Origin of the sequence: Ralstonia sp. SET104, from assembly GCF_003851545.1 — a bacterium.
In the GTDB taxonomy this organism is placed as follows: Bacteria; Pseudomonadota; Gammaproteobacteria; order Burkholderiales; family Burkholderiaceae; genus Ralstonia.
Genome location: NZ_BHVX01000001.1, coordinates 39,136 through 61,295, shown reverse-complemented (window position 1 = coordinate 61,295; position 22,160 = coordinate 39,136). Strand labels below are relative to the sequence as shown.

Genomic DNA, 22,160 nt, shown 5'->3' with positions numbered 1-22,160 from the left:
TGTCGGCATGGGTACGGTTGCATGCATGCCGCCCGGCACGCAGCTTGCTGCGGTGCTGGAAAAGGCTCCACATCGACGACAGGGGGGCGCCATGGACACGCTGCTGTTCCTGTTTGGCGAAGGCAAGGATCTCAACCCGCTGCAGACCGCACTGCGCGCGGTGGTGGTGTTCGCCATCGGGCTGGTGCTGGTGCGCCTGTCGGGCCGGCGCTCCTTTGGGCAGCGCGCGCCTTTCGATTTCGTTGTTGCCGTGTTGCTCGGGGCGACGTTGAGCCGCGCGATTGTCGGCGTGTCGCCGTTTGTGGCGACGGTGTCGGCATCGTTTGCGCTGGTGGCGGTGCATCGTCTGCTGGGGTGGGCGTGCGTGCGGCTGCCCAAGCTCGACCGGCTCATTGCCGGCCGCGAACGTGAGGTCTACCGCGAGGGCCGCTTCAACCAAAGCCAGATGGATGCGGCGCTCATCACCATGGGCGACCTGGAAGAAAGCGTGCGGCAGACGCTTGGCACGCGCACGCTGGACGATGTTGAGGCCGCCATTCTGGAGCGCAACGGGCAGGTGAGCCTGATCCGCAAGCGCCAACGAACACCGAGGCCGCTGTGACCGACCGCGACTCCGCTCCGTGGTATCGCCATCTGGGCCCGGGGCTGACGACCGGGGCGGCGGATGACGACCCAAGCGGTATCGCCACCTACGCGCAGGCCGGGGCGCAGTTCGGCACGGGGATGCTGTGGACGTTGCTGCTGACCTTGCCGCTCATGATTGCTATCCAGCTCGTCAGCGCGCGGCTGGGGCGCGTGTCGGGCGGCGGTGTGTTTGCCAACATACGGCGCCACCAATCGCCCTGGCTGGCTGGCGGTTTTGTGTTGCTGGTCACGATGGCCAACGTCATCAACATCGGTGCGGATATTGCCGCCATGGGCGATAGCCTGCACCTGATGCTGGGCGGGCCGAGGGCCTTGTATGCCTGCGGCTTCGCGCTGCTCTCACTCGCGTTGCAGGTCTGGCTGCCATATCGCCGTTATGCGCGGTATCTCAAATGGATGGCGATTTCGCTCTTGGCTTATGTGGGGACCGCCTTTGTGGTGCGGGTCGACTGGCTGCGTGCGCTGCACGACACGGTGCTGCCCCATCCGCTAGCCACGAAGGACTATGCAACGACGCTGATCGCGGTGTTCGGCACCACCATCAGTCCGTACCTGTTCATCTGGCAGGCGGCAGGCGAAGTGGAAGAGACGAGGCTGGACCCGCGCGCCGCGCCATTGACGCACGTGCCGGAGCAGGCCGAACGTCAGCTCAAGCGCATTCGCATCGATACGGTGGTCGGCATGGCGGGCTCGGCGTTTATCGCGTTCTGCATCATGCTGACCGCGGCATACGCACTGCACACGCATGGCATTACGCACATCGAAACCTGCAAGCAGGCGGCGCTGGCGCTGGCGCCCGTGGCGGGGCGCTTTGCCGAGGCGCTGTTTGCATGGGGGGTGATCGGTACCGGCATGCTGGCGGTGCCCGTGCTGGCCGGTTCCTCGGCCTATGCGGCGGCGGAGGCGTTCGGCTGGCGCCGCAGCCTGGAAGACCGGCCCGCGCGCGCGCCTCGCTTCTACGGTTTCCTGGCACTCGTGATGGTGGTGTCCACGCTTGTGGTCTTTCTGCCTGTCGAGCCGTTCAAGCTGCTGTACTGGAGCGCGGTGCTCAACGGTATTGCCGCCACGCCGGTGATGGTCATCCTGCAACTGCTCTCGCGCCGTGCCGCAGTCATGGGGGCATTCGCCAGCCCGCGCTGGCTGAGCGCCGCCGCGTGGGCGGCCACCGCGTGCATGGGTGCTGGCACCGTGGCGTTCCTGGTGCTCGTGGGAACGGGCGCATGATCGGGCGGCGCGGGGCTGCAGGGGCCCCCGGATTCGCGCGATAATGTCCGACTTTCCCGTCTTTCCTTCGCCCTGCCCGCCATGACTGGACTCACCACCGCCCTCCTGCACGCCGACCGCGAAGCCGGCATCGAGCACTACGCCGTCCACAAGCCGCTGCACACGTCCACCACGTACGGCTATGCCGGCACGCGTGAGCTGATCGACGTGTTTCAGGGCAAGCCCGGCTACACCTATGCGCGCCAGGGCAACCCGACCACGGCCGCGCTGGAAGCCAAGATCACGATGATGGAAGCGGGCGTGGCCACCGCGTGCTTCGCCACCGGCATGGCGGCCATCATGGCGGTGTTCTCGACCATGCTGCGCGCGGGGGACCACGTGGTCTCCAGCGGCTTCCTGTTCGGCAACACCAACAGCGTGTTTGAGACGCTGCGCAACCTGGGCGTGGAAGTGACCTTCGTTGATGCGACATCCGCCCAGGCCGTGGCCGATGCGGTGCAGCCCAACACGCGCCTCGTCTTTGTGGAAACCATTGCCAACCCGCGCACGCAGGTGGCGGACTTGAAGGGCATTGGCGATATCTGCAAGGCGCGTGGCTTGATCTACGTGATCGACGGCACGATGACCTCGCCGTGGTTGTTCCGCGGGCGCGACGCGCAGGCGAGCCTGGTGGTGCACTCGCTGTCCAAGTACATCGGCGGGCACGGCAACGCGCTGGGCGGCGCCGTGGTGGATACGGGCCTGTTCGACTGGACCGCGTATCCGAACATCTACCCCGCATATCGCAAGGCCAAGCCGGAAATGCAGGGCATTCAGCAGATCCGCAAGAAGGGCCTGCGCGACCAGGGCGCGACGCTCATTGCCGACGCCGCACACCGCATTGCCGTGGGCGCTGAAACGATGGCCCTGCGCATTGACCGCACCTGCAGCAACGCGCTGGCACTGGCCCGCACGCTGGCCGCGCACCCGAAGGTGGCACGCGTGTACTACCCTGGGCTGCCCGAGCACCCCGAGCACGCCCGCGCAACCGAGCTGTTCCGCCATTACGGCGGGTTGCTGAGCTTCGAACTGGTGGACGGCGCGGATTACGTCGACATGCTCGACCACCTGCGCTACGCCGTGCGCGCCACGCACCTGGGCGACACGCGCACGCTGGTGATTCCGGTGGCCCCCACCATTTACTGGGAAATGGGCGCCGAGCGCCGCGCCTCGATGGGCATTGCAGATTCGCTGGTGCGCGTGTCGGTTGGCATTGAAGACGAAGCCGATCTGGTGGCCGATTTCACGCAGGCGCTGGACGCCATCAGCGTGGCTTAATGTGATTTAAATCACAAATATTGACGCGTATTTAGCGCGCCTATCACGGGAATTTAAACAATCAAATTCTCAGCCCATGTCGGGGCCATTAAGGTGGCGGGTCGTCTCACCTTAGGAGTACCGACATGGCATCCCTTTCCCGACCTCTGCGCTGTTCGCTAGCCGCACTGGCTGCGCTCACCGCCTTCCACGCCGGTGCCGCCACGCTCACGCGCGACAACGGCGCGCCCGTGGGCGACAACCAGAACTCCCAGACCGCGGGCCCCAACGGCCCCGTGCTGCTGCAAGACGTACAGCTCATCCAGAAGCTGCAGCGCTTTGACCGCGAGCGCATTCCCGAGCGTGTGGTGCACGCACGCGGCACCGGCGCTTACGGCGTGTTTGTCGCCAGCAAAGACATCTCGGACCTGACCCGCGCCAAGGTCTTCATGCCGGGTGAAGAGACGCCGGTGTTCGTGCGCTTCTCCAGCGTCGTGCACGGCAACCACTCGCCCGAGACGCTGCGTGACCCGCGCGGTTTTGGGACCAAGTTCTACACGCGCGAAGGCAATTGGGACTTGGTCGGCAACAACCTGCCGGTGTTCTTCATCCGTGATGCGATCAAGTTTCCGGACATGGTGCACGCGTTCAAGCCGGCGCCCGACACCAATGTGCAAGACCCGAACCGCGTTTTCGATTTCTTCTCGCACCAGCCCGAAGCCACGCACACGCTCACCCGTGTGTACAGCGACTACGGCACGCCCACCAGCTACCGCGAGATGGATGGCAACAGCGTGCACGCCTACAAGTTCGTGAACGCCAAGGGCGAAATCCACTACGTGAAGTTTCACTGGAAGAGCCTGCAAGGCCAGAAGACGCTGACCGCCAAACAGGCCGAAGCCGTGCAGGGCAAGAACTTCAACCACATGACGCAGGACCTGATTGCCGCCATCAACAAGGGCGACTATCCGAAGTGGGATCTGTACGTGCAGGTGCTCAAGCCCGAGCAGCTTGCCGGGTTCGACTTTGATCCGCTGGATGCCACCAAGATCTGGCCGGATGTGCCGGAAACAAAAATCGGCACCATGACGCTGAACAAAAACCCGGGCAACGTCTTTCTGGAGACCGAACAGGCCGCGCTGGCGCCGTCCAACCTGGTGCCGGGCATCGAGCCCTCGGAAGACCGCCTGCTGCAAGGCCGCATCTTCTCGTATGCCGACACGCAGCTCCACCGCGTGGGCACAAATGGTCTGCAATTGCCGGTCAACCGCCCGAGCACGGCCGCCGTCAACTACAACCAGGACGGCACGCTGAACCCCGGCATGAAGCAGGGCAACGTGAACTATGAACCCAGCAAACGCACCGATGTGGCTGCCGATACAAACGTCATGTACAGCCGCCTGCCGTTGTCGGGCACCACGCAGCAGCAGCGCATCGCCCGCACGCAGAACTTCAAGCAGGCGGGGGACTTTTACCGGTCGCTATCCGCACAAGAGCAGGCCAATCTGGTGAGTAATCTGGCCGGTGATCTTGGGCAGGTGAAGGACGAGGGCGTGAAGTACACCATGCTGTCGTACTTTCAGAAGGCCGATGCCAACTATGGCCGTGCGCTGGCCAAGGCCGTAAAGGCTGACCCGGCCCGCGTGCAAGCCATGGCCGCAAAGCTGGAGGACTGATCGAGCGGGACCAATCGACCGGTCTACCAGTGCACTGCCTGCGCAGGCGGCGGGCTTTTTCCGTGGCGCTTTCCGATTGGCATCGGCGCAACGTCTACAACCCGTCCGTCTGGGATTTGTTTGAATTGCTGGCAAAAAAGCCAGGACTTGAAACCCCTCGCCAAAAGCTACCCGTTCTACAAAGGTGTTGGTAAACGGGGCCTGATTCACTAGAATCCCCAGCAAGCTCAACGGTTTGCTGGGGATTCCTTTTTGCCGAAGATATTTTCGGGAGAGGACGGCCCCTCTGGTCTCCCTCCCACCAACGAACAGTCAGTTGCCCCACCACAAGGTGCGGTAAGCCGTACTCGCGTCAATCGACCTGCCGCAGGGTCTGCTGCGTCAGGCACTCCCCGTATCCCTCCTGAAGTCGACGGCATCCAGGTCAACTTCTGTAAGGACCCTGTCTGTTGGAACTACGGCGTACCCCCAAAGGCAGTGAGCAAACGGGGACGTGGTTCAGGAAACCACGACACCTATGTCCTATCGGGCGGCAGGCTAAAACGCGGCACGCCGAGGGTTGCACTGCGCTGCAAGCTTTGTGGCGACACACCACCTGTCAAATCCAACCTCGCTATTGCCGAGGAGGTTCAGCGACTCATGGAGTACTTGGCTCCCGAGCCAGAGCCGTCGTGTCCGGATGAGGCGTGCCCGAACCACGGCCAGGGCATTTATGCCTGCCGCAAATCCTATCAACGATACGGCAAGACCGTCCATGGCTCTCCACGCTACCACTGCAAGGCCTGCGGTTGCACTTTCGCCGTGCCAACGCCGACGACTGGCCAGAAGAAGCCATATGAGAACCGAGAGATATTCATGGAGCTGGTTAACAAGGCCCCGTTCCGTCGAATCATGGAGAAGCGGGATATTGCGGCGCCGACGCTGTACGGAAAAATCGACTTTCTGTTTCAACAGTGCAAGCGATTCCTCGCGAGGCGAGAGCGACGATTGGCCGCCGGCCTGCCACTCGAGCATCTCTCGATATCGGTGGACCGGCAGGACTACTACACAAACTGGGTTCGACGGGAGGACAAGCGAAACGTCCCACTCCATGCTGTGATTGCCGCTGACAATCGCTCAGGGTACGTGTTTGGCGCCCATCTGAACTTCGACCCTCGCTTCACGCCCGCCGCAGTCGAGGCTGATGTTCACACAGACGATGACGATTTGCGGCAGCAGGAATATCGCCGGAACGCGCGGTTCTGGCTGAAGAGTGACTATGAGACCTCGGTAACAGCAAGCGCGAACCGGCGCGTCTTCCGTGGCAAAAAGGCATTGGACCACGCGGAGGCAGTCTACAAGACCGCCGAAACACGGGATGACGTTGAAATCTCCGGTGAGTTTAATGAAGCCCTTCGGCTCCCAGAAGCGGGCATGCAGATACATGCGGAGTACACCCTCTACGCACACTTCCAGGTCCTGAAGCGACTTCTGAAGGGAGCCAAAAGCATCACCTTCTATCTTGACCAGGATGCGGGGATACATGCCGCTTGTTTGGCGGCGTTCAAGGACGAAGTGATGGAGGGGCGGGTTCACGCCTTCTTTGTCTCGGTCAACAAGACAATGACGAAGGGGCAGAAGTTAAAGGCCTTCAACGAGGCTAAAAAGCGCTTTGCGGATGCGATGCTGGGGATGCCTAAGCGGAAGGAGCTCAAAGTCAAACTCCAGCTCATCAAAGACCAGTTTCCCCTAATGCGCCAGATTGGCGGCTACGGCGACCGGTGGCTTATGCACCCGCTGCCGACCATGAACGAGCCCGAGAAGGCCTTGTGCCATCTGACGGGCCGTCCTGAACCCGAGCTTGACGCAGACCGATTGGCCGAGATGTTCCTGTATGGCTCCATGTACGGTGCAGACCGGTTTATGGAGCTCATCCGCCGGCGCCTGAGTATTCTTGAGCGAGCCGTCTCGACGTCCAGCGCTGCCGGCCGAGTCTGGTACGGCTATGCACCGTACAACCCCCAAATCATCGAGAAGCTACTTCTTATCCTTCGGGTGTACTGGAATTACTGCTTCGTGCCCAAGGGCAGCGAAGATGGGAAGACTCCCGCCGAACGTCTCGGCCTGGCCAAGGGCCGCGTCCATGTCGAAGATATCGTGTACTTCGACCCTTATGGCGCTCACTGACGCGGCACCTGGTGCAACGGCGAGGCTATTTGAACGCCATCGTGAATGAGCTCGTTCCTACCAGTAATCCCCGGCGGCCATGGCGGAGCATCTCCCGGTGTCTCCCATGCTGTGAGCCACATCTCGGCGCCATCGGTTGAGTCAACTACGATGCAAGCGACGTACATGCCCTGATTGAACATGGCCTCGAGATACCGTTGGGCATCGGTTGCCGTCCCGACCTGCCCCTCGTATTTGAAGGTCTCGTTGTTCCAAATCCAATCGACCGGGCGGCCTTCGCAATCGCAAACTCGAAACCGTTCAACCCGTTCGGCAGCAACAAGCTGTGCGAAGCGGGAGATGAAAGTTTCGCGGATGGCATTGAACTGCTCCCGAAACGCTGCGCTGCCTCGCGGCGCATTCACGTAGTGTGGCATTGATATTCTTCTGGACGGCGAGTCCCGTCGCCTCATCAAATACGCATCAAATAAAAAACCCCTGTAAGTCAATAACTTACAGGGGTATTGTGCCGAATTAGGCTCTTTCAATCAACTGCGACGCCGACGCTTTGGGCCGCTCGTTTACCAACACCTTTGTAGAACGGGTAGCGCCAAAAGCGAGGTTTTTTTTGTTCTGCCAGAACGACAAGCCTGCGCCGCGCGCGCCTTAGCCTCAGCAAATTCTGATTTATAGTTCCGCCCATTGTTTTAACTAAGCCATAGCCCCTAAACTCTGCGCACTGCTTTCGGTGCCATAGAGAAAGTGGTCGAGGTGTGGAAGCCTCGTGACTAGCGGGCAAGTGCTGAGCATAGGCGCTTGTCCTCATTTGCTATGGCTTGGCTTCGTCTTCAAAGGGCGAGCCAGGCTTGAACGGCTTCGGCCGTGCCGATTGCTAGTTATCGGTCTTCCACCTTGCCTGTGCTCGCCCACCCTTCTTAGCTGCATCAGCAGGGTCGGGCACACGGTTCCATTCATCCCATGAACAGGACGCCCAATGACCCAAGCCACCCCCCGAACCCCCGAATCCTCCGAACCCTCCGAACCCTTTGACGCTCGCCGCCTGGAAGCGCACGACGCGCTGTATGACAAGCTCGGCAAGCTGCGCACGATGCTGAGCATGTTGCACGCCAGCGGTTTTGAACACTTCCGCCGCATGGAGGAACACCGACAAGCGGACTACCTGGGGGCGTGCATGGAGCTGGCCGACAGCGCGTATGCGGCCATGCTGACGGCCGATGGATTTGCCGGGTAGGCTGCGCGCCGCGTGTTGATGGCGCCACGCGCGCCGGTGTTCAGTGGAAAAACAACATGCGCATGTCAAAGGTGTGATGCGCTTCGGCCGCCATCAACACCATCAGCACCAGCAACGCGAGCGGCGGCATCAGGATGGCGTACACCAGCGCCAGCCGCTCCCACATCATGTGCATGAACACGGATACGATCAGCCCCGCCTTGGCAATCATCAACACGACAATCAGCACCCAGCGCGTGAGCCCTTCCACGCGAAAGTAGTCCACCAGATACGACAGCGTGCTCAGCACGAACAGCAGGCCCCAGATTTTCAGATAGACGCTGATGCTGTGCTGCTGGCCGTGGGCCTTTGGCGTTTGCGGCGCAGAAGAAAGGTCGCTGTGGTCCATGCCATGCCTCACCACAAATAGAACAACGCAAAGATGAACACCCAGACGAGATCGACAAAGTGCCAGTACAGGCCCGCGATCTCCACAATCTGGAAGTTGCCGTGTTCGGCAAAGCCGGGCTGCACGATCTTGCGCGCAATCAGCAGCAGGTAGATCACGCCGCATGTCACGTGAAAACCGTGGAACCCCGTAATCATGAAAAAGCACGCACCAAACTGCGCTGCGCCCAGCGGGTTGCCCCACGGGCGCACGCCTTCAATCACGATCAGCTTGGTCCATTCAAACGCCTGCAGGCACACAAAGCTGACGCCCAGCAGCGCTGTGGCCAGCATGAGCGCGGCGGCACGTTTGGCGTTGCGCCGGTAGCCAAAGTTGACGGCCATCGCCATGGTGCCGCTGCTGCTGATGAGCACGAACGTCATGATGGCGATCAGCAGTAACGGCACTTCCACGCTGCCGATCTTCATGCCGAACACCTCGGCGGTGTCGGGCCAGGGCGCCGTGGTTGACATGCGCACCGTCATGTAGCCGATGAGGAAGCTGCTGAAGACGAAGGTGTCCGACAGCAGGAAGATCCACATCATGGCCTTGCCCCACGGCACCTTGAAGGTTTCGCGGTCGGCCGACCAGTCATTGACGATGCCGGGCCAGCCCTGCGGCAGTCCGTCTTGCAGGGCGTCGGCCGAATGGGTCGGGAGCGTGGGGTTGCTCATGGCGTGGCTCCATACAGCGGCCCGCAGATGGCGCTGACAAACGCGGGCGTGATCCACCACATGGCCGCCAGCAGCACAAGCCACACGGCCAGCAGGAAGTGCCAGTACGTCGCGCACAGGGCGATGGCACGTTGGGTGCGGTCAGCATTGCTGCGCAGGCGTGCAACCGTGACCGCCCAGACGACGAGGCCGCCAGCCACGTGCGCCGCATGCAGGCCGGTGAACACGTAGAGAAAACTGTTGGACGGGTTGACCGCCACGCCCTGCCCGCTGGCCGACAGTTGCTGCCACGCCGCCCATTGGCCAAAGACGAACAGCGCTGCCAGCACGCCGCCTGCCAGCAACCAGATCGTGCGGCGCGCGTCTGTGCGGCGCGCCAACTCCATCGCCACACTGGCCAGCGCCAGCACGCCTGTGTTCCACCACAGCAGCACCGGGTGCGGCACAGGCATCCAGTCGGGCTCGCGCATGCGCATCGCATAGGCCAGGATCAGCAGCGAGAACAACGCCGTCACCACGGCCATGAAGACGCGCAAGCCAATGCGCGCCGCATACGGTGATGCGGGCGACGCATCGGGAACGAAATGGCGGGGCAGGGTCGTCATGCGCGCACCCCGCTGGCGTGGAGGATGTCCGCTTCGGTTTCCGGTGCTCCGGACGGCGGCTCGTTCTGCGGTACGAAGTCATCTGCGCGGCCGGGCGGGCTGTACTCATATGCCCAGCGGTACACCACGGGCAGCGCCGGCCCCCAGTTGCCGTGCACGGGCGGGGTCTGCGGGGTCTGCCATTCGAGCGTGGTGGCGCGCCACGGGTTGGCGTCGGCCTTCTTGCCGCGCGCAAGGCTCCAGGCCAGGTTGAAGAGGAACAGCAACTGCGCCACCCCCACGACAAACGCAATAACGCTGATGAACGTGTTCAGCGTCTGCGCAGACGGCGGGATGAAGCTATAGCCCTCGTATGCGTAATACCGGCGCGGCATGCCCAGCACGCCCAGGTAGTGCATCGGGAAGTAGATCAGGTACGTGCCGATGAAGGTGATCCAGAAATGCGCGCGGCCCAGCGTGTCGTTCAGCATGCGGCCCGTCACCTTGGGGTACCAGTGGTAAAGGCCGCCAAATACCACCAGGATTGGCGACACGCCCATCACCATGTGAAAGTGCGCCACCACGAAGTACGTGTTGGACAGCGGAATGTCTACGCTCACGTTGCCAAGAAACAGCCCCGTCAACCCGCCAATGACGAACGTGCTGATAAAGCCGATGGCAAACAGCATCGGCACGGTCAGGTGGATGTTGCCGCGCCACAGCGTGAGCACCCAGTTGTAGACCTTGAGCGCGGTCGGGATGGCGATGATGAGCGTGGTGGTGGCAAAGAAGAAGCCGAAGTACGGGTTCATGCCCGATACGAACATGTGGTGCGCCCACACGACAAACGACAGCACACCGATGATGAGAATGGCCCATACCATCATCCGGTAGCCAAAGATGTTCTTGCGCGCGTGCGTGCTGATGAGGTCTGACACGATGCCGAACGCGGGCAGCGCGACGATGTACACCTCCGGGTGCCCAAAGAACCAGAACAGATGCTGGAACAGCAACGGGCTGCCGCCGGCATGCGGCAGATGCTGCCCCATCGACACCACCGCAGGCACAAAGAAGCTCGTGCCCAGCGTTTTGTCGAGCAGCATCATGATGGCCGACACGAACAGCGCCGGAAACGCCAGCAACGCCAGCACCGTCGCTGTAAAAATGCCCCACACCGTGAGCGGCATGCGCATCAGCGTCATGCCGCGTGTGCGCGCTTGCAGCGTGGTGGTCACGTAGTTGAGCCCGCCCATCGTGGCCGCGACGATGAAGATGGCGAGCGACACCAGCATCAGCACGATGCCCCATTCGGTGCCCGGTGTGCCCGGCAGAATCGCCTGCGGTGGATACAGCGTCCACCCCGCGCCGGTCGGCCCGCCCGGCACGAAGAAACTCGCCACCAGCACCAGCACGGCCAGCAGGTACACCCAGTAGCTGAGCATGTTCAGAAACGGAAACACCATGTCGCGCGCGCCCAGCATCAGCGGGATCAGGTAGTTGCCGAAGCCGCCCAGGAACAGCGCCGTGAGCAGGTAGATCACCATGATCATTCCGTGCATGGTGACGAACTGGTAGTAGTGGTTGGCGTCAATAAAGGCAAACTTGCCCGGAAAGCCCAACTGCAGCCGCATCAGGTTTGACAACACGAGCCCCACCAGCCCGATGGCGATGGCCGTGAGCGAATACTGCACCGCAATGACCTTGTGGTCCTGGCTCCAGACGTAGCGCGTCCAGAAGCTCTGGGGGGTGTGGTCGTGATCGGTGTGGGCGTAGGACATTGATCCTCCTCGCTACGGTTTCGCGGTGGTGGCGGCAGCCTCGCCACCTTGCGACTTGATGTACGCCACCAGCGCTGACAGCTCCTGCTCGCTCAGATCGAACGTCGGCATGATCGGCGTGAAGCCTTTGACCACGCGCGCTTTCGGGTCGCGGATGAACGCGCGCAAATACGCCTCGTCGACGTGCGCGGTGCTGCCGTCGGCCATGGTTTCTGTCTTGCCGTAAAGGCCCTTCCAGGTGGGGCCCACACGCGGGCTGCCGTCTACGCTGTGGCAGGCAACGCAGCCCTTGGCCTGAGCAAGTGTCTGGCCTTGTGCGGCCAAAGCCTGTGCACTGCCGCCCGCAGCCGGCGGCGCGGCCTGCACCTTCGCTTTCTGGCTTTGCTCAAACGTGGCCTGCTGCGCGAGCCAGCGCGCGAACGATGCCTCATCTTCCACCACCACCACGCCGCGCATGTTGGAGTGCCCGATGCCGCAAAGCTGTGCGCACAGGATGTCGTAGCGGCCCGCCTTGGTGGGCGTGAACCAGAACGTGGTGATCATGCCCGGCACCATGTTCATCCGCGCGCGGAACGGCGGCACATAAAAGTCGTGCAGCACGTCGCGCGAGCGCGCCAGCACCTGGATCGGCCGGTTGATCGGCAAGTGCAGCTCGGGCGTTTCGATCAGGTAGTTGTCGCGCCCGTTCGGGTCGGCGGGGTTCATGCCGAACGGGTTGTCGTTGCTCATGTAGCGCACGTCGGTGGCGCCGAGCTTGCCGCCGGGGCCGGCAAAGCGGAAGCGCCATTGCCATTGCTGGCCGAGCACTTCCATCTGCAATGCGTTGGGTGGGGGCCGCACGTAGTCGGCATACACGAACAGGCCGGGCGCCAGCAGCGCCGCCACCCCCACGGTGGTGATGCCGATCAGCCACCATTCCAGGCGCTTGTTGTGCGGCTCGTAAGCGGCGCGTTGATTGGGCTGGCCATCGCGATGGCGGTAGCGCAGCAGGGCGGCAACCACAAAGAGATTGATGGCGACAAACAGCACGCCGGTGATGACGATGGTGATCGTCAGCGTGTCGTCCATGCGCACCCAGTTGGAGGCGATCGGGGTGATCCACCACGGGCTGGCAAAGTGAAACCCCACCGCCAGCACGACGATCAGCACGAGCGCAATCGCAAGGGCCATGCGCGCCTCCGCAGAGGGAATCCCTCAACACGCTACAGACAGGCTAGGTCGTGCATATGGATCGTGCAAGGCAACGTAAGGACGAGGCGCACCCCGCGCGCGGATCGCGCCGATGCGCCATCTGTGTGCTGCGCCGCAATGCAAAACGGCCGCCTCCGGCATGTGTTGCAAGAGGCGGCCGTCTTCCGTTGGCGCCGCTCCGCTTGCGGCGCTGCGGGAAAGAAAGACGATCAGCGTGTCAGTGCATCCTCATTGGCCCATCTGCTGCGCACGCCGCTCCAGCATGCCGTAGGTCATGGCGGCAACTACGCCAAACAGCAGGTTTGCCAGCAATGGCCCCGAGCCGCGCTCCGACGCAAACCACGGAAACACCGCTGTCATGCCGTAGAAATTCACCACGTACGCCACGATCCCGAACGCCAGGCCGATGGCCGCCAGCATGCCGGGGCTCGAATCGAAGTGGAAGGGCGCGATGATGGCCCCGAGAATCATTCCCATGATGGCGCCCAGCACGAAGTGCAGCACGAGAGCCACGGCCACGATGCTGTAGCTGAACAATGACATCTCTTCCAGCGCGCCTCGGCCCATCACCATGGCGGCGATCTTGTGGGTCGGGCGCCAGGGGCTTTCATTGAGCACCATGGTTGACCAGAAGAACTCCAGCACGATGACCAGTGCGCCGCCCACGATCCCGGCCACGCTGGCTGCGAGCCAATCCGGCATGCGGCGCTCCCAATGATGCGATTGCATGTGCAGTTCCATACGAACCTCCTGCCGATGTATCTACGTCAGCACTTAGGCATCGGAAGCGCCACTTGCGGTGCTGCAAAGCGCCGCGCGCCACGTGCCCTTGCCAAATCAGTCTGGCAGATACGGGTGCCAACGCAAGGTACAAAATCCATGCGCGTCGCACAGCACTACGGCGTTTTGCTCGAACGTGAGCATCAGCGTGTCGGCAATGGCCGGGTGGTCGATGAACAGGAGCAGGCTTGGCTCCGGTTGCCACGCATGGGTGGGCGCACCTTCTGGCGGGCCGCCTTCGCCCGAGAGCCACGACATTCCGCGGGCGATGGCCCAGGCAAGCAGCTCGGCTTGCCGCGCAGCGTTTTCATCAGCAGACACCGCGTGCGAGAACGGCTGATGCGCCGTCACGAACACCGCCCACGGTGCACTGGCTTGCGCGAGCAATGCAGCCACGCAGGGGTTGACGGCATCGATGCGCAGCAGCACGTCGCCCTGCGGCGCGCTGACGCGATACCGCGCGCTGCGGTAAGCGGCAATCAGCTCGGGCGTGGGGGCGGGTGGATGGCGGTGCATTGTTGCGTCGCATGGTCGCGGCCATCTGATTTGGCGCAACGCAAAAGGGCGGTGGATGTCACAGAATAGCGTGTGGGCCGCCAAGATGCGGCCCCGGCACGGTATTCCGACAACCACTCTCCTGCGAGGCTTGAACCATGTACAAGAAAATCCTGGTCGCCGTTGACGGCAGCGAAACCAGCAAGCTGGCCCTGGCCGAGGCTGTGCGCCTGGCCAAGGCATTTCAGAGCGCCGTACGTGCGGTCTATATCGTTGACAGCCCAGCCATGCTGTTCGACGTTGGCTATTACGACCCGACGGAGCTGCGCAAGTCCTTCATCGAAGCCGGCACCGCGCTGCTGGCCGACACCGCCGCGATGCTCACCTCTGCCGGTCTGGAGCAGGAAACCGTGCTGGTGGAAACCCAGAACGTAGGTGAGGATGTGGCGGCTGCCCTGCAGGCCGAAGCGGTGCGCAGCGGCGCCGATGTGGTAGTGATCGGCACGCATGGCCGCCGTGGCTTGGCGCATGTCATGCTGGGCAGCGTGGCCGAGAAGTTCATCCGCCAGGCGACCACGCCGGTGTTGCTGGTGCGCGGCCCGGCCAAGGGCTGAGCATCGGGTTGTACGTTAGGCAGGCAGGAAGTCTCCTGCCTGCGCCTGCCGGATATCATGCGGGGCTCAAGCGTTGCGAACGCACAGGCGCACGCCCAGATTGCCCCAGACAAACGTATCCGTTGCCATCCCGCCATGAATATCCATCCCGACGCCGCACAGCGTCGCGCCATCCGTACCCTGACCGCACTTGAAGGACGCGTGCTCGGCGTTCTGGTCGAGAAGCAGCACACGGTGCCCGACACCTATCCGCTGACACTCAACGCATTGGCCGCCGGTTGCAATCAGAAAACCGCGCGTGCGCCGGTCATGTCCGTGACCGAGGCGGAAATCCTCACCGCCATCGACGGGCTGAAATCGCAGAGCCTCGTGATGGAAGGCAGCAGCAGCCGCGTCCCGCGCTTCGAGCACAACATGAACCGTGTACTCGGTGTGCCGAGCCAATCCATCGCATTGCTCGCCACGCTGTTGCTGCGTGGCCCGCAGACAGCTGCCGAGTTGCGACTGAACGCCGCGCGGTTCCATGCCTTTGCTGACGTCTCGTCCGTTGAAGCGTTTCTGGATGAGATGGCCGAGAGCGATCCGCCCACTGTCGTGAAGCTGCCGCGCATGCCGGGCGAGCGCGAAAGCCGTTGGATGCACTTGCTGTGCGGTGAAGTCACGCAAGCCATGCAAGCAGACGTGCGGCACAGCGGCGCCATTGACGAGACCATCGCGCCTTCCGAATTTGAAGCGCTGAAGGCGCAGCAGAAGCAATTGGCCGACAAGGTGGCCAGGCTTCAGGCGCTTGTCGAGCAGATGGCAGGTGAGCTGGGTATTTCGATCGACAAGTCGATGCTGTAAAAACGCGGCCGGCCCCGGCGTCGGGCTGGCCGCGTTGCCGTCAGCCTATGCGCCTGCCGAGACAAACAACGTGCAGGCGCCTTCTTCTGCCGCAGACACATTGCGGCGGAAGCCCGAGAACAAGTCCCGCCCAACGCCCGCGTGGTAGTGCGACAGATCCGGCGGCGTCACCTTGCGGGCATTCCATTCCGCCTCTGGCACGCGCACTGACAGCGTGCCCGCTTGCGCATCCAGCACAACGATGTCGCCGTCGCGCACACGCGCCAGCGGCCCGCCGTTAAGCGCTTCTGGCGTGATGTGGATGGCCGCAGGCACCTTGCCCGATGCGCCTGACATGCGCCCGTCCGTTACCAGCGCCACCTTGAAGCCGCGTTCTTGCAGCACCGACAGCGTGGGCGTGAGCTTGTGCAGCTCGGGCATGCCGTTGGCAGCAGGGCCCTGATACGGCAGCACGGCCACAAAGTCGCGCTCCAGTTCACCCGCCTTGAAGGCGTGGATCAGATCGTCCTGCGCAAGGAACACGCGCGCCGGTGCTTCCACAAAACGATGCTCCGGCTTGACGGCCGACACCTTGATGACCGAGCGCCCGATGTTGCCGCCCAGTACGCGCAAGCCGCCGTCGGGTGAGAACGGCTCGGCCACGCCACGCACGATGTCGGTGTCGAGCGAGGCCGCGGCGCCATCGCGCCACACGAGCTTGTCACCGTCCAGGAAGGGCTCCTGCGCATGGCGGCGCAGGCCGCGTCCCATGATCGTCGTCACGTCGTCGTGCAGCAGGCCGGCATCGATCAGCTCGCGGATCACGATCGACAGGCCGCCCGCAGCCTGGAATTCGTTCACATCGGCCTTGCCGTTCGGGTACACGCGCGCCAGCAGCGGAATCACGCCCGACAGATCATTGAAGTCGTCCCATGTGAGCAGGATGCCCGCCGCACGCGCCATGGCAATCAGGTGCAGCGTGTGGTTGGTTGAACCGCCCGTGGCCAGCAGGCCGACGATGCCGTTGACGAAGGCGTGCTCGTCCAGCACGTCGGCAATCGGGGTGTATTGGTCGCCACTGAAGACGAGCCTGAGCGCCTGGCGCGCCGATTCACGCGTGAGCGCTTCGCGCAGCGGTGTGTTCGGGTTGATGAAGGCGGTGCCCGGCAGGTGCAGGCCCATCACCTCCATCAGCATCTGGTTGGAGTTGGCCGTGCCGTAGAACGTGCAGGTGCCGGCGCCGTGGTACGACTTGGACTCGGCTTCCAGCAGATCTGCACGCGAGAGCTTGCCCTGGGCGTAGAGCTGGCGCGTGTGGGCTTTTTCATCGTTGCTGATGCCGGTGGTCATTGGGCCCGCTGGTACGAACACGGCCGGCAGGTGGCCGAACGAGAGCGCGCCGATCACCAGCCCCGGCACAATCTTGTCGCACACACCCAGGTACAGCGCCGCGTCGAACATCTGGTGCGACAGCGCCACAGCGGTGGACAGCGCAATCGTGTCGCGCGAGAACAGCGACAGCTCCATGCCGTCCTGCCCTTGCGTCACGCCATCGCACATGGCCGGCACGCCGCCGGCAAACTGCGCGGTGCCGCCGGCATCGAGCGCCGCCTGCTTGAGCCATGCCGGAAACGCTTCCAGCGGCTGGTGCGCCGAGAGCATGTCGTTATATGCCGAGACGATGCCGATGTTCGGCCGCTCCAGCGCTTTCAGGCGGATCTTCGCTTCGCCCGGCATGGCCGCAAAACCGTGGGCGAGGTTCGTGCACGAGAGCAACGTGCGCTCGACCTTGCGGCCGGCGTTTTTGCGGGTGACGTCCAGATAGGCCTGACGGGGGCCGCGGCTGCGGTCGATGATGCGTTGGGTGACGGCGGCCAATGTGCGGTGCAGGGCCATGCGGGTTCTCCTGGGGGGTAAGTCCGGGCGGGACGGAATGCTGTAATTTTCCTACAAACGAGCCGGAAATGGTGCAGGGTTTTCCACAGGTGTCGAATCGGGTGCAACGCCGATAGCACCGTCGAGCACGCGAATTGCGTGCCAGAAGACGCACCAATGGCCGGACCTGCGACAAAAGGCGCGCCAAACACGCTTGCCTTGGCAGGCTCACGAACACCTTGCCTGCGATGTAGTAATACTACAAAATGAGCTTAAAACACGTGTTGTCCTGCTAGTCAGCTAGGCTAGCCTAATCGATGGCTCACACACAGGAGATGACGATGTCGGTGCCCGCATTCGACATGGTGTTGTTCGGCGGTACGGGCGATCTTGCCCGCCGCAAGCTGATTCCGGCCTTGTTCGATGCGCACCAGGGCGGCGAACTGCACCCGCGCGGGCGGATCTTCGCCATCGGCACGCAGCCGCTGGAGACCGCGGGCTACCTCGCCCTGCTTGAGCGCGAAACGCGTCCGACCATGCGCCTGTACTCCGGCGCGCCTGTCTCTGACGACGCCTGGGCCTCGTTTGCCGAGCGCATCGTCTATCAGCAGGTTGATGCCCGCAAACCTGAGCAGTTCGATGCGCTGGCTACCGCGCTGGGCGAGGATCGCGCCCCCGTAACGGTCTGCTACCTCGCGACCGCCCCCGGCTTCTTCATCGATATCTGCGCGCAGCTTGCCCGCGTTGGCCTGAACACGCCCAACGTGCGGCTGGTGCTGGAAAAGCCGCTGGGCACGGATCTGGCATCAAACGAGCGCATCAACTCTGCCGTGGCCGAGTTCTTTGCCGAAGACCAGATCTATCGCATCGACCACTACCTCGGCAAAGAGTCGGTGCAGAACCTGATGGCAATCCGCTTTGGCAACGCGCTGTTCGAGCCGCTGTGGCGCCGTGAGTGGATCAAAGACGTGCAGATCACCATTGCCGAGCAGCTTGGCGTGGAAAAGCGCGGCGATTTCTACGACGGTGTTGGCGCGCTGCGCGACATGGTGCAGAACCACCTGCTGCAACTGCTGTGCATCGTGGCAATGGAGCCGCCGTCGAGCCTGTCGCAAGACGCCATCCGCGACGAGAAGCTGAAGATTCTCAAGGCGCTCAAGCCGATCCCGCTGCAGGAAGTGCCCGAGAAGACGGTGCGCGGCCAGTATCTGGAAGGCGCCATCGCCGGGCAGCCGGTGCAGGGCTACTTGCATGAGCAGGGCATTCCGCCGGACAGCCGTACTGAAACGTTCGTCGCCATCAAGGCGGAGATCGCCAACTGGCGCTGGGCGGGTGTGCCGTTCTACCTGCGCACCGGCAAGCGCATGCCGCAGCGGCTGGCGGAGATCGTGGTGCGATTCCACGACGTGCCGCACGCGCTGTTTCCCAAGCCGCTCATTCAGTTTCCGGAGAACCGTCTCGTCATTCGCCTGCAGCCGGAAGAAAGCATCCGCCTGCAGTTCCTGACCAAGGCGCCGGGCGCGGCGCTGGGTTTGCAGCCTTCTACGCTGGACCTGGACTTTACCGACCACGGTGGCGTGCGCCACGCGGGTGCGTACGAACGCCTGCTGATGGACGCCGTTAACGGCAAGCTCGGTTTGTTTGTGCGCCGCGATGAGCAGGCCGAAGCCTGGCGCTGGGTCGAGCCCATCATCGAGGCGTGGAACGAGGCGCGCATTCCGCCCAAGGGCTATACGGCGGGCAGTTGGGGCCCGGCGGCATCGAGCGCGCTGCTCTCGCGCGACAACGCCGCCTGGCACGAGGAGATGTAATGGCGATGCGCTGGCACGCAGTTCCAGATGCAACGGCCCAAGTGCAGGCGTTGGCAGAATCAATCGCCAGCACGCTCACGCACGTGATCAACGAGCAGGGCAGCGCATGCCTGGCGGTTTCGGGCGGGCGTTCGCCCATCGCGCTGTTTGCCGCGCTGCGCGTGTTGCCGCTGCGCTGGGCCGATGTGTCGATCACCCTGGTCGACGAGCGGGCCGTGCCGCCCGAACATGCCGACAGCAACGCACGCCTGGTGCGCGAACATCTGCTGCGGGATGCGGCGGCCGTTGCGCGCTTCTTTCCGTTGGTGTTGCCGCCGCACGTGCATGGCGAATCGGTTGACGTGGATGCATGCGTGGCAACTGCCAATGATCCGTTTCAGCAACCTGACGTAGTGATTCTCGGCATGGGCGACGATGGGCATACAGCCTCGTTGTTTCCCGACGCGGTTGAACTGGGTGATGGCGTCGATCGCGCGCATGCGCCGGCCTATCTGCCGGTACGCCCCGGCGCGGCACCGCATCGGCGTATCAGCCTGAACCTGTCTGCGCTGTGTGCGGCGCGGCGGCTGTTCCTGTTCATCACGGGGCCGCTCAAGCGCAGCGTGTTCGAGCAGGCCGCGCACGGCGTGGCACAGCACGCGCTGCCGGTGAGCTACGTCATTCATCAGCGGGAGGTGCCGCTCGATGTCTATTGGACTGCATGAAGTGGGCGCGGGCCCCGTGGCCGATGTGACGGCCTATCCGCGGCTGGTGGCCGACGTGGGCGGCACCAATGCGCGTTTTGCGCTGGAGATGGCGCCGATGCGCCTGGCCCACATCGGCGTGCTGGCGGGCGACGACTACCCATCGCTGGAAGCGGCGATGCGCGCGTATCTGGCATCGCTGCCGCCCGAGATTGCGGCGGCCGGCGTGCGCCACGGTGCAATCGGTATCGCCAACCCGGTGCTGGGCGACCAGATCCGCATGACCAATCGTGACTGGGCATTTTCCATTGAAGCGATGCGGCAATCGCTGGGCTTCGACACGCTTGTCGTGCTCAACGATTTTGCGGCGCTGGCGCATGCGCTGCCATATCTGCCGGCGCAAGAGCTGGAGCAGGTGGGCGGCGGCACCAGCCTGGCCGATGCACCGCGCGCACTGCTTGGCGCTGGCACGGGGTTGGGCGTGGCGTCATTGCTGCCGACGCCGAACGGCCGTTTCATCGCCGTGGCTGGCGAGGGCGGTCATGTTGCCTTTCCGCCAATGAACGACGAGGAAGCCGTCATCTGGCGTTTTGCGCGCGAGCGCTTTGGCCACGTGTCGGCCGAGCGGCTGATTTCGGGCATGGGCCTGGAGTTGATCTACGAGGCGCTGGGCGCATGCTTTGATCTCTGGCAGCAAGGCCCCACGCTGCGCCGCGCGGCTGACATCACCGCCATCGCACTCGGCGAGATGGAAGACGCCGCTGGCGACCACGCGCGCTGCCGCTACGCCGTCGATACGTTCTGCGCGTTTCTGGGCACGATTGCGGCCAATCTGGCGGTCACGCTGGGTGCGCGCGGTGGCGTGTACATCGGTGGCGGCATCGTGCCGCGCCTGGGGCCGGCGTTTGCCAACTCACCGTTCCGGCGGCGCTTTGAAGACAAGGGCCGTTTCTCGGCCTACGTGGCGTCAATGCCGGTGTACGTGATTCGCTCGCCGTACCCGGCGCTGATCGGGTTGTGTGCCGCCATGGACCACGCGGTGGCGCAGGGGCACTGACTCGGCTTTACTCAGGTTGATCGGCGTGCTGGACGGCGCTGCCCTTGCGCAGCGCCACTTCCAGCACCAGCGCATCGAGCAGCGCCAGGTGCAATAGCCGCGCGACCATCGAGCGGTCGGCCACGGCATCGTCCACGCCAGCGGGCAACACGACATCGGCCAGCGCGGCCAGCGGGCTGTCGGGTGCCGTTACGGCAATCACGCGCACACCCAGTTCGCGCACGCGTTCCACGGCCGTCTGCAGTTCGGGCAACGCGCCCGATTTGGAAATGGCGATCACCACGTCGCCCGCCTGCAGCACGTTCAACGACATCGACACGAGATACGGATCGCTATACGCATTCGCGGGAATGCCGTAGCGGAAGAACTTCGTCTGGGCGTCCGCCGCGACCACGCCGGAGCTACCGAAACCGTACAGGTCAATGCGGTGGGCGCTGTCAACCAGCGCGACGGCCGCGTCGAGCGCGCGCGGGTCGAAGCGGTCTTGCAGCGCGGTGAGCGCGTCGATGGCGTTCTGCAACACGCGTGTGCCCGAGGGAGGTGCCGCATGGGCGTGTGCATGGGCGGGTGCCGTATCGCGGGCCACGTTGCCTTGCGCCAGCCGCAGCTTAAAATCTGACAGGCCATGGCAGCCCATTGAGCGGCAGAAGCGGATGACCGTGGGCTGGCTGACCCCGGCTTCACGTGCGATGGCCGCCACCGGCAGACTCAGCACGGTGCCTGGCTGGCGCAGCACCCAGTCGGCCACCTGGCGTTCGGCCGGAGAGAGCGACGGGCGCGCGGCGCGGATGCGCTCGCGCAGGTCGGCCGGTGAATCGGATGCGGCGGAGGAAGTGGCTTGCTGGGCGCTCATCTGGGCGCGGGTGTCGGTGGGTACAATCGCGTCACGATAAAGGCAAGCGGGGCCGGGCGCAACCGCCCGCAGGCCACCCCATCCCCCTCTGCCATAATTGTCACTTTCTCTGGATTGCCTTGGCGACCCAGGCCATTCATCGCTAGACTCTCCGCGTCCCTTTCGTGCCATAGAGAAAGGGGCCGAGGCGTGGAACCCTCGCACGTACCGGGCAAGAGTCGAGCATAGACACTTGCCCTCTGTCTGCTATGGCCTGGTTTGCCTTCATGGGCGAGCCG

General features: G+C 63.5%; 21 protein-coding genes. 11 read left to right on the top strand and 10 right to left on the bottom strand.

Annotated features, from left to right (window positions below; genetic code table 11):
• Positions 1–91 precede the first annotated feature (91 nt).
• The 5 genes from PSUB009319_RS00310 to PSUB009319_RS00290 all read left to right on the top strand — a co-directional run bounded on the left by PSUB009319_RS00310 (position 92) and on the right by PSUB009319_RS00290 (position 7,007).
• Entirely contained in the window at positions 92–601 is a 510-nt protein-coding gene (locus PSUB009319_RS00310; protein ID WP_124380273.1) for a DUF421 domain-containing protein, read from the top strand.
• Positions 598–1,869 carry an Nramp family divalent metal transporter gene (locus PSUB009319_RS00305; protein ID WP_124380272.1) on the top strand — a complete coding sequence of 424 codons (1,272 nt, stop codon included), beginning with the start codon at positions 598–600 and terminating at the stop codon, positions 1,867–1,869. The genes PSUB009319_RS00310 and PSUB009319_RS00305 overlap by 4 nt, the downstream gene beginning before the upstream one ends.
• An 81-nt stretch (positions 1,870–1,950) precedes the next feature.
• Entirely contained in the window at positions 1,951–3,186 is a 1,236-nt protein-coding gene (locus PSUB009319_RS00300) for a cystathionine gamma-synthase family protein (RefSeq protein WP_124380271.1), read from the top strand.
• 125 nt (positions 3,187–3,311) lie between these two features.
• A complete protein-coding gene (locus PSUB009319_RS00295; protein WP_124380270.1) occupies positions 3,312–4,841 on the top strand; it encodes a catalase in 1,530 nt (509 codons plus the stop codon).
• Positions 4,842–5,480: 639 nt separating this feature from the next.
• Positions 5,481–7,007: a hypothetical protein gene (locus PSUB009319_RS00290; RefSeq protein ID WP_124380269.1), complete on the top strand. Its 1,527-nt coding sequence runs from the start codon at positions 5,481–5,483 to the stop codon at positions 7,005–7,007.
• Here PSUB009319_RS00290 and PSUB009319_RS00285 read toward each other — a convergent pair.
• Entirely contained in the window at positions 7,001–7,423 is a 423-nt protein-coding gene (locus PSUB009319_RS00285; protein WP_124380268.1) for a hypothetical protein, read from the bottom strand. The genes PSUB009319_RS00290 and PSUB009319_RS00285 overlap by 7 nt on opposite strands.
• A 557-nt stretch (positions 7,424–7,980) precedes the next feature.
• On the opposite strand from PSUB009319_RS00285, the gene PSUB009319_RS00280 reads away from it, so the two are divergent.
• Positions 7,981–8,238 (top strand): hypothetical protein, encoded by a 258-nt coding sequence (locus tag PSUB009319_RS00280; RefSeq protein ID WP_124380267.1) that lies wholly within the window; start codon positions 7,981–7,983, stop codon positions 8,236–8,238.
• Between the two features lie 40 nt (positions 8,239–8,278).
• On the opposite strand, the gene PSUB009319_RS00275 is transcribed toward PSUB009319_RS00280, so the two are convergent.
• From PSUB009319_RS00275 to PSUB009319_RS00245, 7 genes are all read right to left on the bottom strand, one after another.
• On the bottom strand, positions 8,279–8,626 hold the full coding sequence (locus tag PSUB009319_RS00275) for a cytochrome C oxidase subunit IV family protein (RefSeq protein WP_124380266.1): 348 nt from the start codon (positions 8,624–8,626) through the stop codon (positions 8,279–8,281).
• An 8-nt stretch (positions 8,627–8,634) separates the two neighbouring features.
• Positions 8,635–9,339 carry a heme-copper oxidase subunit III family protein gene (locus PSUB009319_RS00270; protein WP_124380265.1) on the bottom strand — a complete coding sequence of 235 codons (705 nt, stop codon included), beginning with the start codon at positions 9,337–9,339 and terminating at the stop codon, positions 8,635–8,637.
• Entirely contained in the window at positions 9,336–9,944 is a 609-nt protein-coding gene (locus PSUB009319_RS00265) for a cytochrome c oxidase subunit 3 (RefSeq protein ID WP_124380264.1), read from the bottom strand. Before PSUB009319_RS00265 ends, PSUB009319_RS00270 begins: the two co-directional genes overlap by 4 nt.
• Positions 9,941–11,701: a cytochrome c oxidase subunit I gene (ctaD, locus tag PSUB009319_RS00260; protein WP_124380263.1), complete on the bottom strand. Its 1,761-nt coding sequence runs from the start codon at positions 11,699–11,701 to the stop codon at positions 9,941–9,943. Before ctaD ends, PSUB009319_RS00265 begins: the two co-directional genes overlap by 4 nt.
• 12 nt (positions 11,702–11,713) lie before the next feature.
• A complete protein-coding gene (locus tag PSUB009319_RS00255) occupies positions 11,714–12,871 on the bottom strand; it encodes a c-type cytochrome (RefSeq protein ID WP_124380262.1) in 1,158 nt (385 codons plus the stop codon).
• Between the two features lie 249 nt (positions 12,872–13,120).
• Positions 13,121–13,633, bottom strand: a complete 513-nt coding sequence (locus PSUB009319_RS00250; RefSeq protein ID WP_124380261.1) for a hypothetical protein — start codon at positions 13,631–13,633, stop codon at positions 13,121–13,123.
• Positions 13,634–13,729: 96 nt separating this feature from the next.
• Entirely contained in the window at positions 13,730–14,188 is a 459-nt protein-coding gene (locus PSUB009319_RS00245; RefSeq protein ID WP_124380260.1) for a DUF3293 domain-containing protein, read from the bottom strand.
• Between the two features lie 137 nt (positions 14,189–14,325).
• On the opposite strand from PSUB009319_RS00245, the gene PSUB009319_RS00240 reads away from it, so the two are divergent.
• Both PSUB009319_RS00240 and PSUB009319_RS00235 read left to right on the top strand, forming a co-directional pair.
• Positions 14,326–14,781: a universal stress protein gene (locus tag PSUB009319_RS00240; protein WP_124380259.1), complete on the top strand. Its 456-nt coding sequence runs from the start codon at positions 14,326–14,328 to the stop codon at positions 14,779–14,781.
• A gap of 135 nt (positions 14,782–14,916) precedes the next feature.
• Entirely contained in the window at positions 14,917–15,624 is a 708-nt protein-coding gene (locus tag PSUB009319_RS00235) for a YceH family protein (RefSeq protein ID WP_124380258.1), read from the top strand.
• A 45-nt stretch (positions 15,625–15,669) separates the two neighbouring features.
• Here the strand turns inward: PSUB009319_RS00235 and edd are convergent, their stop codons facing one another.
• Positions 15,670–17,499, bottom strand: a complete 1,830-nt coding sequence (gene edd, locus PSUB009319_RS00230; protein ID WP_124380257.1) for a phosphogluconate dehydratase — start codon at positions 17,497–17,499, stop codon at positions 15,670–15,672.
• Positions 17,500–17,819: 320 nt separating this feature from the next.
• On the opposite strand from edd, the gene zwf reads away from it, so the two are divergent.
• The 3 genes from zwf to PSUB009319_RS00215 are packed head-to-tail and all read left to right on the top strand — an operon-like array spanning position 17,820 to position 21,029.
• Complete coding sequence (gene zwf / locus PSUB009319_RS00225) at positions 17,820–19,289, top strand: glucose-6-phosphate dehydrogenase (protein ID WP_124380256.1); 1,470 nt, start codon at positions 17,820–17,822, stop codon at positions 19,287–19,289.
• Positions 19,289–19,993: a 6-phosphogluconolactonase gene (gene pgl / locus PSUB009319_RS00220; RefSeq protein WP_124380255.1), complete on the top strand. Its 705-nt coding sequence runs from the start codon at positions 19,289–19,291 to the stop codon at positions 19,991–19,993. The genes zwf and pgl overlap by 1 nt, the downstream gene beginning before the upstream one ends.
• Positions 19,974–21,029 carry a glucokinase gene (locus tag PSUB009319_RS00215; protein WP_124380254.1) on the top strand — a complete coding sequence of 352 codons (1,056 nt, stop codon included), beginning with the start codon at positions 19,974–19,976 and terminating at the stop codon, positions 21,027–21,029. The genes pgl and PSUB009319_RS00215 overlap by 20 nt, the downstream gene beginning before the upstream one ends.
• Before the next feature lie 7 nt (positions 21,030–21,036).
• Here PSUB009319_RS00215 and PSUB009319_RS00210 read toward each other — a convergent pair whose 3' ends face one another.
• Positions 21,037–21,882, bottom strand: a complete 846-nt coding sequence (locus PSUB009319_RS00210) for a MurR/RpiR family transcriptional regulator (protein ID WP_124380253.1) — start codon at positions 21,880–21,882, stop codon at positions 21,037–21,039.
• Between the last annotated feature and the right edge of the window lie 278 nt (positions 21,883–22,160).

Excerpts from the sequence above, each read along its gene's own strand:
- PSUB009319_RS00310 (WP_124380273.1), top strand. The coding sequence starts at position 92 with ATGGACACGCTGCTGTTCCTGTTTGGCGAAGGCAAGGATCTCAACCCG.
- PSUB009319_RS00300 (WP_124380271.1), top strand. The coding sequence starts at position 1,951 with ATGACTGGACTCACCACCGCCCTCCTGCACGCCGACCGCGAAGCCGGC.
- PSUB009319_RS00295 (WP_124380270.1), top strand. The coding sequence starts at position 3,312 with ATGGCATCCCTTTCCCGACCTCTGCGCTGTTCGCTAGCCGCACTGGCT.
- PSUB009319_RS00290 (WP_124380269.1), top strand. The coding sequence starts at position 5,481 with ATGGAGTACTTGGCTCCCGAGCCAGAGCCGTCGTGTCCGGATGAGGCG.
- PSUB009319_RS00285 (WP_124380268.1), bottom strand. The coding sequence starts at position 7,423 with ATGCCACACTACGTGAATGCGCCGCGAGGCAGCGCAGCGTTTCGGGAG.
- PSUB009319_RS00280 (WP_124380267.1), top strand. The coding sequence starts at position 7,981 with ATGACCCAAGCCACCCCCCGAACCCCCGAATCCTCCGAACCCTCCGAA.
- PSUB009319_RS00275 (WP_124380266.1), bottom strand. The coding sequence starts at position 8,626 with ATGGACCACAGCGACCTTTCTTCTGCGCCGCAAACGCCAAAGGCCCAC.
- PSUB009319_RS00270 (WP_124380265.1), bottom strand. The coding sequence starts at position 9,339 with ATGAGCAACCCCACGCTCCCGACCCATTCGGCCGACGCCCTGCAAGAC.
- PSUB009319_RS00265 (WP_124380264.1), bottom strand. The coding sequence starts at position 9,944 with ATGACGACCCTGCCCCGCCATTTCGTTCCCGATGCGTCGCCCGCATCA.
- ctaD (WP_124380263.1), bottom strand. The coding sequence starts at position 11,701 with ATGTCCTACGCCCACACCGATCACGACCACACCCCCCAGAGCTTCTGG.
- PSUB009319_RS00255 (WP_124380262.1), bottom strand. The coding sequence starts at position 12,871 with ATGGCCCTTGCGATTGCGCTCGTGCTGATCGTCGTGCTGGCGGTGGGG.
- PSUB009319_RS00250 (WP_124380261.1), bottom strand. The coding sequence starts at position 13,633 with ATGGAACTGCACATGCAATCGCATCATTGGGAGCGCCGCATGCCGGAT.
- PSUB009319_RS00245 (WP_124380260.1), bottom strand. The coding sequence starts at position 14,188 with ATGCACCGCCATCCACCCGCCCCCACGCCCGAGCTGATTGCCGCTTAC.
- PSUB009319_RS00240 (WP_124380259.1), top strand. The coding sequence starts at position 14,326 with ATGTACAAGAAAATCCTGGTCGCCGTTGACGGCAGCGAAACCAGCAAG.
- PSUB009319_RS00235 (WP_124380258.1), top strand. The coding sequence starts at position 14,917 with ATGAATATCCATCCCGACGCCGCACAGCGTCGCGCCATCCGTACCCTG.
- edd (WP_124380257.1), bottom strand. The coding sequence starts at position 17,499 with ATGGCCCTGCACCGCACATTGGCCGCCGTCACCCAACGCATCATCGAC.
- zwf (WP_124380256.1), top strand. The coding sequence starts at position 17,820 with ATGTCGGTGCCCGCATTCGACATGGTGTTGTTCGGCGGTACGGGCGAT.
- pgl (WP_124380255.1), top strand. The coding sequence starts at position 19,289 with ATGGCGATGCGCTGGCACGCAGTTCCAGATGCAACGGCCCAAGTGCAG.
- PSUB009319_RS00215 (WP_124380254.1), top strand. The coding sequence starts at position 19,974 with ATGTCTATTGGACTGCATGAAGTGGGCGCGGGCCCCGTGGCCGATGTG.
- PSUB009319_RS00210 (WP_124380253.1), bottom strand. The coding sequence starts at position 21,882 with ATGAGCGCCCAGCAAGCCACTTCCTCCGCCGCATCCGATTCACCGGCC.